Source organism: Saccharothrix tamanrassetensis, assembly GCF_014203665.1.
In the GTDB taxonomy this organism is placed as follows: domain Bacteria; phylum Actinomycetota; class Actinomycetes; order Mycobacteriales; family Pseudonocardiaceae; genus Actinosynnema; species Actinosynnema tamanrassetense.
The window spans coordinates 501302-515978 of record NZ_JACHJN010000007.1 but is presented as its reverse complement, the minus strand read 5'-3'; the positions used below and the strand labels follow the sequence as shown (position 1 = coordinate 515978).

Annotated in this window: 10 protein-coding genes and 1 pseudogene; 1 reads left to right on the top strand and 10 read right to left on the bottom strand. The window is 70.2% G+C overall.

Annotated elements, in window-relative coordinates; translation table 11 throughout:
- Positions 1–154 precede the first annotated feature (154 nt).
- The 9 genes and pseudogenes from FHS29_RS37035 to guaD all read right to left on the bottom strand — a co-directional run.
- A pseudogene (locus FHS29_RS37035) lies at positions 155–412 on the bottom strand (transposase); the annotation flags it as partial.
- Positions 413–768: 356 nt separating this feature from the next.
- Positions 769–1767 carry a glycine betaine ABC transporter substrate-binding protein gene (locus tag FHS29_RS24165; protein WP_184694110.1) on the bottom strand — a complete coding sequence of 333 codons (999 nt, stop codon included), beginning with the start codon at positions 1765–1767 and terminating at the stop codon, positions 769–771.
- Positions 1764–2519, bottom strand: a complete 756-nt coding sequence (locus tag FHS29_RS24160; RefSeq protein WP_184694108.1) for an ABC transporter permease — start codon at positions 2517–2519, stop codon at positions 1764–1766. The genes FHS29_RS24165 and FHS29_RS24160 overlap by 4 nt, the downstream gene beginning before the upstream one ends.
- On the bottom strand, positions 2516–3628 hold the full coding sequence (locus FHS29_RS24155) for an ABC transporter ATP-binding protein (RefSeq protein ID WP_184694106.1): 1113 nt from the start codon (positions 3626–3628) through the stop codon (positions 2516–2518). Before FHS29_RS24155 ends, FHS29_RS24160 begins: the two co-directional genes overlap by 4 nt.
- The gene (locus FHS29_RS24150) at positions 3618–4268 is read right to left on the bottom strand and encodes an ABC transporter permease (RefSeq protein WP_184694104.1); all 651 of its coding nucleotides are present in this window, start codon (positions 4266–4268) and stop codon (positions 3618–3620) included. Before FHS29_RS24150 ends, FHS29_RS24155 begins: the two co-directional genes overlap by 11 nt.
- Positions 4269–5135: 867 nt before the next feature.
- Entirely contained in the window at positions 5136–6221 is a 1086-nt protein-coding gene (locus FHS29_RS38250) for a glycosyltransferase (protein WP_221456499.1), read from the bottom strand.
- Entirely contained in the window at positions 6161–6790 is a 630-nt protein-coding gene (locus tag FHS29_RS24140; RefSeq protein WP_184694102.1) for a hypothetical protein, read from the bottom strand. The genes FHS29_RS38250 and FHS29_RS24140 overlap by 61 nt, the downstream gene beginning before the upstream one ends.
- Before the next feature lie 193 nt (positions 6791–6983).
- Positions 6984–10757, bottom strand: coding sequence for an nSTAND1 domain-containing NTPase (locus tag FHS29_RS38245; RefSeq protein WP_184694100.1), 3774 nt, complete (start codon positions 10755–10757; stop codon positions 6984–6986).
- A gap of 145 nt (positions 10758–10902) precedes the next feature.
- Positions 10903–12258 (bottom strand): guanine deaminase, encoded by a 1356-nt coding sequence (guaD, locus tag FHS29_RS24130; protein ID WP_184694098.1) that lies wholly within the window; start codon positions 12256–12258, stop codon positions 10903–10905.
- 728 nt (positions 12259–12986) lie between these two features.
- On the opposite strand from guaD, the gene FHS29_RS24125 reads away from it, so the two are divergent.
- Positions 12987–13865 (top strand): hypothetical protein, encoded by an 879-nt coding sequence (locus tag FHS29_RS24125; RefSeq protein ID WP_184694096.1) that lies wholly within the window; start codon positions 12987–12989, stop codon positions 13863–13865.
- 145 nt (positions 13866–14010) lie between these two features.
- On the opposite strand, the gene FHS29_RS24120 is transcribed toward FHS29_RS24125, so the two are convergent.
- Positions 14011–14646 carry a hypothetical protein gene (locus tag FHS29_RS24120; RefSeq protein WP_184694094.1) on the bottom strand — a complete coding sequence of 212 codons (636 nt, stop codon included), beginning with the start codon at positions 14644–14646 and terminating at the stop codon, positions 14011–14013.
- Positions 14647–14677: the final 31 nt, after the last annotated feature.

Sequence of the window (14677 nt, the reverse complement as noted above, 5' to 3'; positions counted from 1 at the left end):
ACGCCACGCCGACAACTACTGCGCCTTCGCCACCCTCGCCGCCACCCTCATCTGCTTCAAACAGCTCACCAAAACCACCACGTGAGACCAGCTCTAAGACCTGCCACCAACAACCGGTTTAGGTGTGGGTGCGACAGGTGGTGGAACATCGCTCGGAGGACTCGATGCCTTTACGGGCGATGCGAGGGACGATGCCGCGCCAGCGTAACCATCGGCGGAGGTGGTCGATGTCGTAGGCCTTGTCGGCCTGCGGCTTGGCCGGACGGAATCGGCGCAGACCTCTCCGTGACCGGATCGCGGGAATGCCCATAAGCATGGGCTTGAACGCTTGGCTGTCGTGCAGATTCGCAGCAGAGACGCCGACAGCCGACGGCAGGCCAGCCCGGTCGGACACCAGGTGGATCTTCGAGCCGGGCTAGTCGCGGTGGCGCTAAACGCGTGACGGTCGAGGGGCATTCGCAACGTTCCCCTCGACCGTCATGGGCCCGCGGATCAGTCTCTGGTCGGGTTCGCCGGTGTCGCGGCCCCCTTCGGGTCGGTGACGGCGACGAGTCCCCTTGTCGTCGTAGACGAACCGCCACTTGCGGCCCTCGGGCGACGTCTTCTCGGTCAGGTCGGCGACGTGGCCGTCCAACGCGGTGACGTAGCCGAGCTTGGTCGGCGGGTTGTCGTGGATGTGCCGCCGGGCCGGGTCGGGCGCCGTCGTGCGTCAGTCGGGTACGGGTCGCGCCCGGTGGCGACGGGCACGTGCGGTTCGTGGCGGACCGGTCAGGAAGCGGGCAGTGAGACGAAGCCTTCGGCGATCAGCCAGTCGCGCGCGACCACGGCCGGGTCGCGGCCGTCGACGTCCACCTCGGCGTTGAGCCTGCGGATCGTGTCGTTGTCCAGCTTCGCGACGATGGGCGCCATCACCTCCGCGACCTGGGGATGGGTGTCGGCGAACTCCTTGCGGAGCACGATCGCGGCGTTGTACTGCGGGAAGAACTTCCGGTCGTCCTCCAGCACCACGAGGTTCAGCCCGATGATCCGGCCGTCGGTGGTGAACACCTCGCCGAAGTTGCACGACCCCTGCGAGGTGGCGGTGTAGATGGTGCCGATGCCGAACGTCTTGACCTCCACCGAACCCGCGTCGAAGCCGTAGGCCTTGGCCACGCCGGGGAATCCGTCGTTGCGGCTGGCGAACTCGGTCTCCAGGCAGAACACGCCCTGGTTTGGTTCGCGTCGGATCAACTCGGCCATGTCGGACGTGGTCCGCAGGTTGTGCGCCTTGGCGAACGCCTCGGTGACCGCGAACGCGTAGGTGTTGTTGACCGCCGCGTACTCCAGCCAGAGCAGACCGTTGCGGGTGAGATCGGCGTCGCGCACGGCTTCGAACTGCGCCCGCTCGTCCGGGATCGGCTCGGTGTTGCCCAGGTAGCTGATCCACCCCGTGCCGGTGTAGTCCCACGACACGTCGACGTCGCCGGTGATCAGCGCCTGCCGGGAACTGTTGGAGCCCTGGATGTTGGTCATGTCGCGCACCTCGGCGCCCGCCGCGGTCAGCGCGACCTCGGCGAGGTAGCCCAGGATCTGGTTCTCGGTGAAGTCCTTGGACCCCACCGCGACGGCCACCCCGGTCAGCTCCGGCACCGGCCGGATCGAGCCCGGGCCGACCTCGAACGGCAGCGCGAACGAGGACTCCAGACCGCAGCCGGAGGCCAGCAGCCCGGTGGTGGCCGCCAGCGCCGCCAGCCGCAGCCTCAGCCGGGTCGTGCGTCCCCCGCTCATCGCAGTCCCTTCGGTCCGAGGTAGGTCTCCACGACCGCGCCGAGCCAGTCCACCAGCAGGGCGAGGCCGACCGCCAGCACGGCCCCGGTGATCAACACCGGAACCCGGGCGAGCTTGTAGCCGGTGTCGATCAGCAGGCCCAGCCCGCCGCCGTTGACGAACACCGCGAGGGTGGCCACCCCGACCGCGTGCACCAACGCGGTCCGCAACCCGGCCAGGATCAGCGGCACGGCGAGGGGCAGCTCGATCCGGCGCAGCACGGTCCCCGCGGACATGCCGATCCCGCGCCCGGCGTCGACCAGCGCCGGGTCGACGCCCTGCAAGCCGACCATCGTGTTGCGCAGCACCGGGAGCAGTGTGTAGAAGGCGATCGGCAGCACCGCCGCCCACAGCCCTTCCAACCCCGACACCAGGAAGAACAGCACCAGGATGCCGACCGCCGGGGACGCCTGGCCGATCGTGGCGATGCCGAGGAACACCGGCGCCGCCCGGCGCGCCCACCGGCGGGTCAGCACGACGCCCAGCGGGACGGCCACCACCAGCACCAGCGCGGTCACCACGAAGCTGATCACCAGGTGGTCCCAGGTGGCCGACACCAGGCTCGACGCGTTGAGGCTCTGCCGCTCGATCGAGTCCAGGTCCTGACCGAACGCCCAGGCGAGCACACCGCCGACCAGCACCACCACGGCGATCGGCTGGACCAGCAGCCGCAACCGGTCGGCCCGCTGCCGCTGCGCCACCGCGGCCGTCACGACGCCGGCTCCGCGTGGTCCCCGCGCAGTTTCTGCACGGTGCCGATCACGGCGTCCATCTCCACCAGGCCGACGTACTCGCCACGCGCTCCGGTGACCACCGCCGCACCGCCTTCGGTCAGCATCGCCTCCAGGGCGTCCTGCAGCGTCGACTGCAGCGACACCGAGTCGCCGACCGGCCGCGGCTGCCCGGGGTGGCGGACGTGCGCCCAGCTCACCGGTCGGTTGCGGGCGTCCAGCAGCAGCGCGTACTCGCGTCCCGCCTCGACCAGCCTGCGGCCGACCTCGGCGGGCTCGTCGGTCACCCGCGCGGTCACCGCCCGGCTCAGCTCGACCTCGCGCACCCGGCGCAGCCGCAACTGCTTGAGCGACGCGCCCGCGCCGACGAACCCGGCGACCGTGTCGTCGGCCGGGTTGGCCAGGATGGCCTCCGGGGTGTCGTACTGGAGGATCCGCGACTGCGGACCGAGCACCGCGATCCGGTCGCCGATCTTGACCGCCTCGTCGAAGTCGTGCGTGACGAACACGATCGTCTTGCGCAGCTCCGCCTGCAACCGCATCAGCTCGTCCTGGAGGTTGCCCCGGGTGATCGGGTCCACCGCGCCGAACGGCTCGTCCATCAGCAGCACCGGCGGGTCCGCCGCGAGCGCCCGGGCGACGCCCACCCGCTGCTGCTGGCCGCCGGACAGCTGCCGGGGGTAGCGGTCGCGGAACTCGGCCGGGTCCAGCCCCACCAGGTCCAGCATCTCGTCCACCCGCTCGGACACCCGCGACCTGCCCCAGCCCAGCAGCCCCGGCACGGTCGCGACGTTCTGCCCGACCGTCAGGTGCGGGAACAGCCCCGCCTGCTGGATGGCGTAGCCGATGCCGCGGCGCAACCGGTCCGGGTTCAGCGACAGGGTGTCCTCGCCGTCGATGGTGATCCGGCCCGACGTCGGCTCGATCAGCCGGTTGATCATCCGCATGGTGGTGGTCTTGCCGCAGCCGGACGGGCCGACCAGCACCACGATCTCGCCCGCCCGGATGGTCATGCTGACCGAGTCCACCGCCGGCGCGGCGACGCCGGGGTAGCGCTTGGTCACGTCGATGAGCTCGATCTCACTCGCCACGGATCCCCCTGGAGGTGGTGTAACGGCCGATCACCGCGAAGACCCCGTCCAGGAGCAGCGCGAGGACGACGATGCCGACGGTCCCCGCGATCGCCTGGTTGGTCGCGTTCGCGCTGCCCGCCCTGGTCAACCCGGCGAAGATCTCCACGCCGAGGCCGGGACCGCGCACGTAGGCGGCGATCGCCGCGATGCCCATCAGCATCTGGGTGGCGATCCGCGTCCCGGTGAGGATCGCCGGCCAGGCCAGCCGCAGTTCGACCCTGGTGAGCACCCCGAACCGGCTCATCCCGATGCCCCGCGCCGCGTCCCGCACGGCACCGTCCACCCCGGCCAGGCCCACGATCGTGTTCCGCACGATCGGCAGCAGCCCGTAGAGCACGAGCGCGACCACCGTCGGCTTCGCGCCCAGCCCCAGCACCGGGATGAGCAGCCCGAGCAGCGCGAACGAGGGGATCGTGAGGACCGCGCTGGTCAACGCGATGGCGGCGGCCGAACCGAGCGGGCTGCGGTACACCGCGACACCGATCCCCACGCCGATGACCACGGCCACCACCGTGCACTGCACCACGGCGCTGACGTGCAGCAGGGACTCCACCAGCAGCCGGCTCCACCGGTCGTTCACGAACTCCCAGAAGCTCACGGCGACGCTCCCGGGTGCCGGCCCGGCCTGGTCCCGCCCTGGTGCGGCGCGGCACGGCCGGAGGGCCGACGGGCAGCCGATGTTCTGCTCCGACCGGCTGCGACGGCCGACCCGGCAACCGCCGGGGTTCGCGCTGAAGGGAGAGCCATCGACCACCTCTGCTGGATGCGGACACCGTGGTTGGTCCAGACATAGAACCAGGGGGTGGCTCCGCCCGCTCGCGATACCACCGGTTCCCATGTGGACCGACCGCTGTGGTAAGCCGTACCTGATCGGGTGATTGCGCCTCACCTGCCGATGATCAGCGCGCACCCACCTACGCCCGGAACTTGACGCGCCACCAGGTCGCCGAGTTGGCGTGGCCGCTGTCGGCGGGGTATGGCCAGAAGCACTCCTATTCCCGGAGTTCAGAACAGTCCTTGCCGAGAGCGCGCAGCTCGTCGATCCGCTGGCCCTGCCCGGTGCCATCGAGAAGCGTCATCGTCGAGTCCGGACCTGGCGTGGCCGTCATCACCGAGACAGATGGTTTCGGCAAGTCCACCGCCGGTTCTCCATTGCCTTTACGTTGCCGTCATCATCGTCACGATCGTCGTCGTGGGACAGGAGCAGCCAACCGGGTGGGTGGTTCACCTGCCGCTGCTCCCGCTCGCCCATGCTCCTGTTTCCCGGTCTGTACTGGTTCGTGCTGCCGTATTCCACCAAGTGGCGCGGCGGACGACGAACCGGCTCGCGAGACATGACCTGAGCGTGGTCGACGGAAGGATTCTTCGGCGCGGGTCGGGCGCAGCTCGGGTATGGCCGCTGGTCCGGCCTACGGCCAGGCCTGCTGCCCAGCCCGCTTGTGTCGCGGCATCCTCCGTCGGCGACCTACGATCGCCCGCGCTCCGCGATGCCATCGAGGACGGCGGCAGCGCGTTGCGCGCCGCCGCCTGTCGACCACCGACTCCATTCTGTGCCGCCGCGTGCTCGTGCCCGCTCGAGCACGCCTGGCCACTCGTCCGGCCGGGGCCAGCCGGCCAGGACGGTTCCGATATCGGCACGGCGCAACATCTCACCCGTGGCCAGTTGCTCATCGTGAGGGCGGAGCTGGGGTAGCACAACGGCGGGTCGCCGGGCTGCGGCCACCTCGGCGAGGGCATTCTGCCCGGCGTGTGTGACGACGACATCGGCATCGCCCAAGCGGGCCCACACGTCGTCCACCCAGCCGTGCCAGGCCAGGTTGTCCTGCTCGGCCGTGCTGTCGGTCTCTTGCCCGACGACGTCCCAGCACCAGTCGGGAGTAGCCGCCGCCGCGGCCCGCAGGTCGTCGAGGCCGATGTCCAGGCCGCCCTGACCCCACAACGCGAGCACGCGCCGAGTACCCGGGGGATCGGTGGGCGGTCTGCCGTCGAAGCGTGAGACGGCACCCAGGTGGACGGTCTTGTCGAGCCACCGGCTCGGCCAGTCCTGAGGTCCGACCGAGGGCCAAGCGGCGAGCAGCCTCTCCGCCAAGTCGTAGCACAGTTGATGTGGCCGGTCACTGCGGTCGCCCGGCTGCGCCATGACCACCACCGGGATTCCGTGCAGTCGGGCGAGAACCGAGATCTCGACCGACACATCGACGACCATCACGCTGATCTCGCCCTTGGCCAGCTCGGCGCCGATCAGGCCCATCCGGTTCCGCAGCCCGGCATGACCGCTGGGTACCCAGTGCAGCGTCCCGCCTGCGGTGACGTCGTCGCCGTCGGAGGGGGTGAAGTCACCGGAGTCGTCCGGCAGCCGGATCCAGCGGCCAGGCCAGCCCGAGGGCGCGGACATGGTGGAGAAGCCGATGACCGGTGTCCGCAGGGCGGCGGCGATCGCACCCGCGCGGTGCACATGCCCGGCGCCGAGGTGGTGTGCGTAATAGCCGATCACGCGGTGGACCCGGGATGGCCTTCGACCTTCAGCTGCTTCGGCGAGGACTCCCGCCACACCAGGAAGAGCACGAAGGCGGCCAGTGTGAGCAACGACGACGCCACGCCGGCGATGACTGTCAGCAGCGTGGGGTGGGGCAGACTCCAACCCACCAGCGTTGCCACCAAGGAGCTTCCCATGAATACCGACCGTACGCCCCAATAGCCGAGCATGCCGAACGGGAGAGGGTGCTGCCGGACGAAACGCTCCCAGCCCAAGGCGCCACCACTGGCGGGTTCGACCGCCTCGACCAAGTACCGCGCGCACCGGTGGATCGCATGCGCGTGGTTGAGCCAGCTGAAGCTCAGGATGAGCGCCAGCACAGGATAGACGAACGCGATGTTCGAGTTCCGCTGCTGAACCGCGACCCCGAGCAACGCACCCAAGGACAACAACGCGAGAGACAGCAGCTGGGCTTGGAGTTCGATGAGCTTCAGGATCTCCGTGCGCAGGCTCACGTACTCGGCCACGGTCAGCGCGGGTTCCCCCGCGAGTTTCACCTCCAGGTTCGGCGTCTGTGTCGGCTCGCCCTCGTCCTCGTGTCCGGACGGCTCGTTCTGCGGCAGAAATGGGAGTCCCGGGTTCATTCGGCAGCCTTCCTCCGGACGTGGCGCTTCCGGTTCGGTCTGAGGCCATCGCTCATCGCTCCTGTACGCCGCAGGATCGCAGGCCGACCGGTGTCCGACGTCGGTGCCGGACAAGCGCAGACAAGGGCGGACAAGGAGCAGCACCGTCCGATTCGCTGTGGCGAGGTGGCGCGGATGACCCGTGTGATGAGGCTCAGGCGCACACGTCCTGCCTCTGGACGGTGCCGAGTTCGGGCAGGTTCTTGGACGCCTCGTCGGAGGCGAGCACGTGGGCGACCAGGCCGCAGGCGCGTTGGCGCACCTGGTCCACGTCGAACTGCCACATCCGCAGCGTGTGGTCGTCGCTGCCGGTGTGCAGCTCGTCGGAGGCCGGCCGGAAGCGCACCGCGTTGATCTTGTCGCGGTGTCCGGTCAGGGTCGCCCAGTGTCGCGGGCTCTCCGGACGCGAGGCGTCCCAGACCCGGACCGTGCGGTCGTGGCTGCCGCTGGCCAACTTGCCGTCGTCGCTGAACGCAACGCTCATCACGGGACCGGTGTGCCCGAGCAACGGCTCGCCGATCGGCAGGCCCGTGGGGACATCCCACAGGCGAACGGTGTTGTCGAAGCCCGCTGTGGCGAGCACGGTGTCGTCGCGGTTGAACGCGAGGCCGCACACGCTGCCTTGGTGGCCTGCCAACGGTTTCCCGACGGGCTGGTTGTCGGACGTGTCCCACAGCCGCCCCACACCGTCGGAACCGGTGGCCAGGTATCGCCGGTTGTGGCTGATGGCCATCCCGCACAGCCCCTTCTCGTGGGCGACCTCCGCGCCGGGTTCCGTCAACGAAGCCGACTCCTCCGCGGTCGTCCTCTCCGCGGCGACGGTGATCTGCCAGCGCTTGACCAAGCCCTCACGGCTGCCGGTGAACAGCGTGCCGTCCGGCCCGAAGGCGACCCGCAGGATCTCGTCCGACCGGTCCGTCGCGACGAACCGGCGCGCCTCGGTGGCCAGGCTCCGGTCGCCGGCGGCCGCGACGCCGACGTCGTTCGCACCGCCCGCCACCGCGACGTGGTCGCCGGACGGGCTGAACGCCGCGCTGGTGAACACCTGGCTGCGCTGCCGCCAGAAGCGCCCGTTCTCGGACGGCGTGGAGTAGTCGGACAGCACAGCGCCTTGGGCGTCGACCGCGATCTGCGACTCCCCGTCGCCGGTGAAGTCGATGTCGTTGACCGCAGCCGCGGAGGACACCACACGTCGGGCGGTGGACCACCACCTCGCGCTGCCGTCCGTGCCACTCGCCACCACCTGGTACGAGTCGCCGACGAACGCCGCGTGGTAGGACGTGCTGTTCTGCGTCTCGAACTTCGCCACCTCGGTGGCGGTCACGACGCCCGGCCCGGCCGGGGTGTTGTCGTGCCTGACCATCCACACGCGAGTGGTCAGGTCCAGGCTGTTCGTCAGCAGCGCGCACCCCGGTCGGTTGCCGCCCGTGTCGCACGGCTCGCCCGCCGCGAAGGCCAGGTCGCTGATCAACAGGTTGTGGCCGGTCACCTCGTCCAGCAGAGCGGTTCCCCCGCCGTCCCACAGCCGCAGCACCTGGTCGGCCGCCCCCGACGCGAGCAGCTTCCCACCGCGGCTGAAACCGACCGCGTGCACGGCCGCGGTGTTCCTCCAGGTGATGCTCTCCAGCGAACGGCCCGTGAACCTGTCCCACCTGCGGATCACGCCGTCGCCGCCCGCGATGAGCTCCTTGCACTCGTCGCACGGCCGGTACGCCACGGTGTAGGCGGCGGCGTCGCGGTCCTGTAGCGCCTCGCCGTAGGGGTTGGCCGTCGCGGTGGACCACTGCCTCACGCCGGGCTGCTGCCCCGCAGTCGCCAGGAGGGCGCCGTTGTCGGAGAAGGCGATGTCGAACAGCGGCCCCTGCTCCGGGTCGAACTCCTCGCGCTCCGCCTTCACCTTGGCGTCGGGCCAGAGCGCGACCGTGCCGCCGTCGCCGGGCTTGCCGTCCGGCAGTCGCTTCACGGTGGTCACCGCGAGGGTGTGGTCGATCCCGAATTCCACCGCGGTGACGTACCGGTCCGGGAACTCGTCCGTCCAGATCACTTGGCGGCTGGGGGCGGACAACAGCCAGAGGCGACCGGCCTGGCCACCGAGCGCGACGAGGTCGCCGTCCTTGCTGACGGCCACCGCGGTGAGCTCCCGGCCCTCGTCCAGCACGGTGACACCGTCGAACGAGCCCATCTGGGTGCCCAGCAGGGCCCCGCGCGCCTCGGGGGTCTGCCGGGTCCGCCACGACGCCAAGGCCAGCACGATCGACGCCTGCGGGTTGTAGTCCGCGAACTCCTGCGCCTGGGTGGCGAGCCGCCGGGACTCCGCGATCAGCCGCTGGTCCTGTGCGTAGCGCTGCTGCTGCGCCGCTTGGTCCGCGGACCTGAACGCCACCACTGCGGAGAGCAGGGCCAGCACCGACACGACCGCCATGCCCGCGACGAGTTTGCGCCGACGCCGCACGCCGCGCTGCCGGGCGCGTCGACCGGCGGCGAGGAAGTCCTGTTCCAGCGGGGTGAGCACGATGTGCTGCTTGGCGGCCGCGGCGTGGGCGTCGGCCAGCACCACACCGCGGTAGAGCGCGTCGGGTGAGCGTCCGTTGCGGTGCCAGCCGACGGCGGCGTCGGCGAGCCTCTGGTGCACCAGCAGGCCGTCGCGGTCCTTGTCCAGCCACTTCCTCAGCAGCGGCCAAGCCCGGATCAGGGCTTCGTGGGTGATCTCCACGACGTCGCGTTGCCGGGTGAGCAGCCGTTGCGCGGTGAACGCCTCCAGGGCGCGCAGCACGGCGTCCGGTTCGGCGCTGGTGTGCAGGAGTTCGTCGCGTCGCACGCGCCTCCGGGTGTCGTCGGTGCCGTCGCCGACGCCGACCAGGCGGAGGAACAGTTCGCGCGCCGCCTGCTGCGCCGCCTCGTCCAGCCCGGCGTGCACCTGGTCGGCGGTGCGTGCGATGGCGCGTTCGATGCCTCCCGTGACGCGATAGCCGTCCACGGTCAGCGTGGAGCCGTGGCGCTGGTGCCAGACACCGCGCAAGGCGTGTGCCAGCAACGGTAATCGGCCGGCTTCGTAGCCGACCTCGCCGTCGGTCACGCCGAGATCGCGCAACAGCAGCTCCACCAGCCCCGGCTCGACCTGGAGGCCGAGGTCGCGGGCCGGGTACTCGATGGCTTCGCGCAGTTCGGAACCGGACATCGGGCCCAGCACCAGCGGGCTGTCCTGGAGCGCCGAGCGCAACGCCGGGTAGGCGGCGAAGGTCGCGTAGAAGTCCGCGCGCACCCCGATCACGACCAGCACGTCGGCGCCGTCCCGAGCTTCGGCCAGTCCGCTGAGCAGCTGCACGAACGCGCGGCGCTCCGATTCGTCGCCGCACAGCGTGAACAGCTCCTCGAACTGGTCGACCACCAGCAGGACGCGCGAGTCCGCGTCCCGCCCCCGGAGCCGGGCGAGCCAAGGGCCGGGATCCGTGCGCAACGCTGTGGCCAGGGCCGCCGGTTCGGCGCCGACCAGCGGTGCGAGCTGGGTCGCCAGTGAGTGCAGCGGCCGGGCGGTGGGGGTGAACAGCGCCTTCGGCCACGTCCGGGAACCCGGCAGCGCCCGGTGCCGCAGCCGGGGCAGCAGACCGGCGCGCAGCAGCGAGGACTTGCCCGCGCCGGACGGGGCCACGACGACCTGCGCGCCGCCGGAGGCCAGGCGCCGGTCGAGCAGGGAGATCAGGTCCGCCGCGGCGCGTTCCCGCCCGAAGAACCACCGCGCCTCACCAGGGCCGAACGCCGCCAGACCGGGGTAGGGGCACTGGTCCCCTTTCCCGCCCGACTCGACGCGGTGCGTGCTGTGGGCGCTGCCGTGGTAGTGCAGGTGCGTGTCCCGCCCGGACTGGTAGGCGACGGCACCGTAGGCGGCTTCCGCCTCCAGGTGGACGACGGGCGTGCCGTTGACCTGCACTCGGGCTCTCCAGGGGTGGGCGAGCGGCCACCCCGATCGGGACGACCATGCCCACTCTTTCTCCGGAGCGTGGATTTCCGTTACACAGCAGCGGAATCGACGTCCCGTGTCCGTAATAATGTGGACTCGGCAACGTTTCCGGGACTCACCGGGAGCCCTTGCCGCCGATCGCGGCGCCATCCGGTCGGTCGGCGTCCGGGTTCCGCTGGTGGGCGAGCCGGCCGGCGACGTAGGTGGCCGACACCGCGCGGTCGTCGCCCAGCAGGGCCAAGGCGAACAGCGTGTCGGTGAGCGTCGGGCTTTCGCTCGTGCGGTGGGCCAGGAGCGGAGTGGCGGTCGGGTCGAGCACGACGAAGTCGGCCTCGTGACCCGGTTGTAGCGAGCCGATGGTGCCGTCCAGCCCCAGTGCGGTGGACGCGCCGAGGGTGGCCAGGTAGAACAGCTTGATCCCGTCCATCGGGTAGCTGTGGACCTGACCGACCTTGTACGTCTCGTCCATCGTCCGCAGCAGGGACAGGCTGGTGCCGCCGCCCACGTCGGTGCCCAAGCCCACCAGCGCCGCGCGGTGTCGTCGTTTGGCCATCGGCATCCGGAACGCCCCGCTGCCCAGGAACAGGTTCGACGTCGGGCAGTGCGCGATCCCGCTCCGGGTGGCTCGCAGCCGTTCCCACTCCAGGTCGGACAGGTGCACCGCGTGGGCGAAGACCGCGCCGCGGCCGAGCAGCCCGTAGTGCTCGTAGACGTCGACGTAGTCACGACGGCGGGGGAAGAGCTCGCGCACCCGGGCCACCTCTTCGAGGTTCTCGGCCAGGTGCGCCTGCAACAGCGTCCCGGGGTGCTCGCGCCACAGCCGCCCGGCCAGTTTCAGCATCTTGGGCGTGCACGCGATGGCGAACCTCGGGGTGACGGCGTAGATGCTGCGGCCCACCCCGTGCCACTTCTCGATCAGCCGCAGGGATTCCTCGTACCCGCGCTTGGGCGACGAGTCGAGCAGCCCTGCGGGGGCCTCGCGGTCCATCAGCACCTTGCCCGCCGCCATCCGCATCCCGCGTCGGACGCTCTCCTCGAACAACGCGTCCACCGACTGCGGGTAGGTCGCGCAGTTGACCAGCGCCGTCGTGGTCCCGTTGCGCAGCAACTCGTTGCAGAACAGAGCGGCGGCGTGCCGGGCGTAGCGGAGACTGCTGAACCGCTGCTCCTCCGGGTACACGGAGTTGCTCAGCCACTTCGGCAGCTGCTCGCCGTAAGCAGCCGTGATCCGCAGCTGCACGTAGTGGACGTGGGCGTCGATGAGCCCGGGGAGGATGAGCTTGTCGCGGTGGTGGACGACGGTGGCACCGGGCGGCAACTCCCGGCTCACCTCGTCGTAGGGGCCGGCGTGGGTGATCCTCCCGTCCTGGCAGATCAGCAGGCCGTCCTCCACGTGGACCACCGCGTCCTGGCTGGAGGTGGCGAACGGATCACCGCGAAACCACACCAGGGAACCGCGAACCGCTGTCATCACGAACACCCGTCCCGAATCGACACCGGACTCCGACCCCTCCACCGCGACCGCTCCACCGCGATCCCTCACCGACACCGCCCGCCGGAACGGGCCTGGCACCCCACTCCACCACGCGAACCCGGACCCCGGTGCGCTGTTCACGCGCCGGTGGAAGGCCACCACCCGCTCCGGTGACACCACCGCGACCGCACCCGCCGACCCCGCCCCGGCGCAGTACCCGGAGGCAGTCGCGGAGCCGTCGGAGCCTGCCGGCACGAAGGCGGCCACGTCACCTCCGGGCAGCTCGCGCGGGGTGAAGCGGGGTCGTGCTGCGGCTACTCGTTCGGCCCGCAGATGCGTCCGTGCTCGTCACTCTGTTCGAGTGGGACGAGCTGTGCCACCCCGTCAGGACGCCGCACGCCTCCGCGCGTACGCCGAACCCCACGGCGGGCGGGAGTTCGCACGCCGGGAGCACGCCGGCGCCTGCGACCTCCCGGTGTGCCGCACACCGCCGCGAGCACGACGATCAAAAGGACCTCCAGGGCACGAGCGGACAGCAGTGAACTCTCGATGACAACGCGCATCGAATTCCCTTTCGATTCGGATTCCGCTCCTGTGATTAGGGTCCGGAAACCGGCCGGGCGCATCGTCCGCTTCAGGAGGCCGGAGCGTCATCCTGGCCAGGACGTTGCACGCGAACTGGCCCTGTGCTGAGATGAGCCCACCTCGGACCCAGGGGAGGGCTCGTGAACTTCAATGACGAAGTCGACTGGCCGGACGTCTTCCGCGAGCACATTTCCAGGCCCAGCCTCGCCGATCCGCGCAATCCGCGCCGGTCGACCTACGTCACCACGATGCTCTTCCTGGAGGGCGCGCTCAGGGAGATAGACGACCAGCTCTCCGGTCGCAGCCGGCTCAGCCGGGACGAGCTCGCCGGGGCGAGGCTCACCCGCAGGATCGTCGTGGAACGCGCGGTCCGGGTCGCTGGCGAGTTGTCGGCAGACGACCAGGAAGGCCTGCGCGTGGGCGACGGGGGCTTCAAGGACAGGTGGCCCGGACTGGGTGGCACGGCCAACTTCTTCATGTGCCTCATCAAGTACACCTGCACGGCACCCCGCTGGGGCGTCTTCCTCGACTACGGGCCGCGCAAGGCGTTGGCGGAACTGTCCAAGGTGCGCAGCGGTGAACTCGAACTCGCGGACCTCATCGGCAAGATCTCGGCGCACGACCTGAGGATGCGGACCCGCCTGGCGAAGTACTGGCTCTTCCAGTTGTCCTTGACGATGGACGCCAAGTGGCGAGCCGTCGCGACGAAGGCGTACCGCGAACTCCTCGATGCGTATTCCGACCGCTGGATTCCGGTGTACGAAGAAGGGCTGCGCCAGCTCGGCGTGAAGTTCCGCCCCGGCATGACGCCGAAGAAGCTCAGTGCGATGATTTCCGCCCTCACTTCCGGATTCGCGCAGCACATCGCGGGAACCGGCGACGAGTCGCCCGTGGACGGTGAGAACGGCTGCGTGTTGCTGGCGGAGGCCGTCCAAGGGCAGATCTATGCGGCACTCGACCACGGGGACGACTGCGACATCTCGGCGGCTTTGCGCAACACCCTGCTTCGGCGGCCGTAGAGGGTTGCGCCGGTAGCGACGTCGCGAAGCCGATCCTGACCTTCTTGTCTATGATCTTTATTGCTTCAGTGTGGAATAAAATCAATCGAATCTGTCGGGTGGGCGCTGCGAGTCAGCTCATCCCGACCTGCCAGGCGAGGGACGGTCAACTGACCGGCGCCATCAGGTTCGTCAGCTGGACGGGGCCGTCGATCGGAGCGGGCCAGGGAACGGCCACGATGTCGCCCCTGGTCCCTTTCCCGGGAAGGGTGAAGCCGATCGTCGCCACCGGGAGGCCGGAGCCGTCGTCTGCGGCGGTGCGGATGTACACGACCGCCTCGCGGTGGTCGTCGAGGTTGATCTCGGTGTAGTCGGGCTTCTCGCCTCCGCCTATCTCGATGGCGAGTGGCGCCCCGTCGTGTGCCGCGAACGTGACGTCGCTCAGCGTGCCCCCGATGGTGCAGCTCGTGCCGCTGCGCGCGGCGAAGTGGATGGCGAACAGGCGGTCGCCCCTGACGGGCGAGACCTCTTCAGTGGCCCTCATCTCCAGGTCGTGGCCGTCGCACCAGCCGACGGCGGCCCTTGCCGGTTCGCTCGACGGCGGGGTGGTGCCGGCGCGGACCGAGGTGGTGTGCGTCGGCACGGCCGTGGTCGTGGTCGTGGCGGTGCTTGCCGGGGTGGGTGATCCGTTCAGGTGCACCGGCGTGGCCGTGCACGCCGTCAGAGCGATCGCCCCGCCGGACAGTGCCGCGGCCACGGCCAGCGAACGCGTGGCGGTCCTGCGGTTCCGGGTGGGTGCCATGTGGGTTCGGGTGGGTGTCATCGCGTCCTCC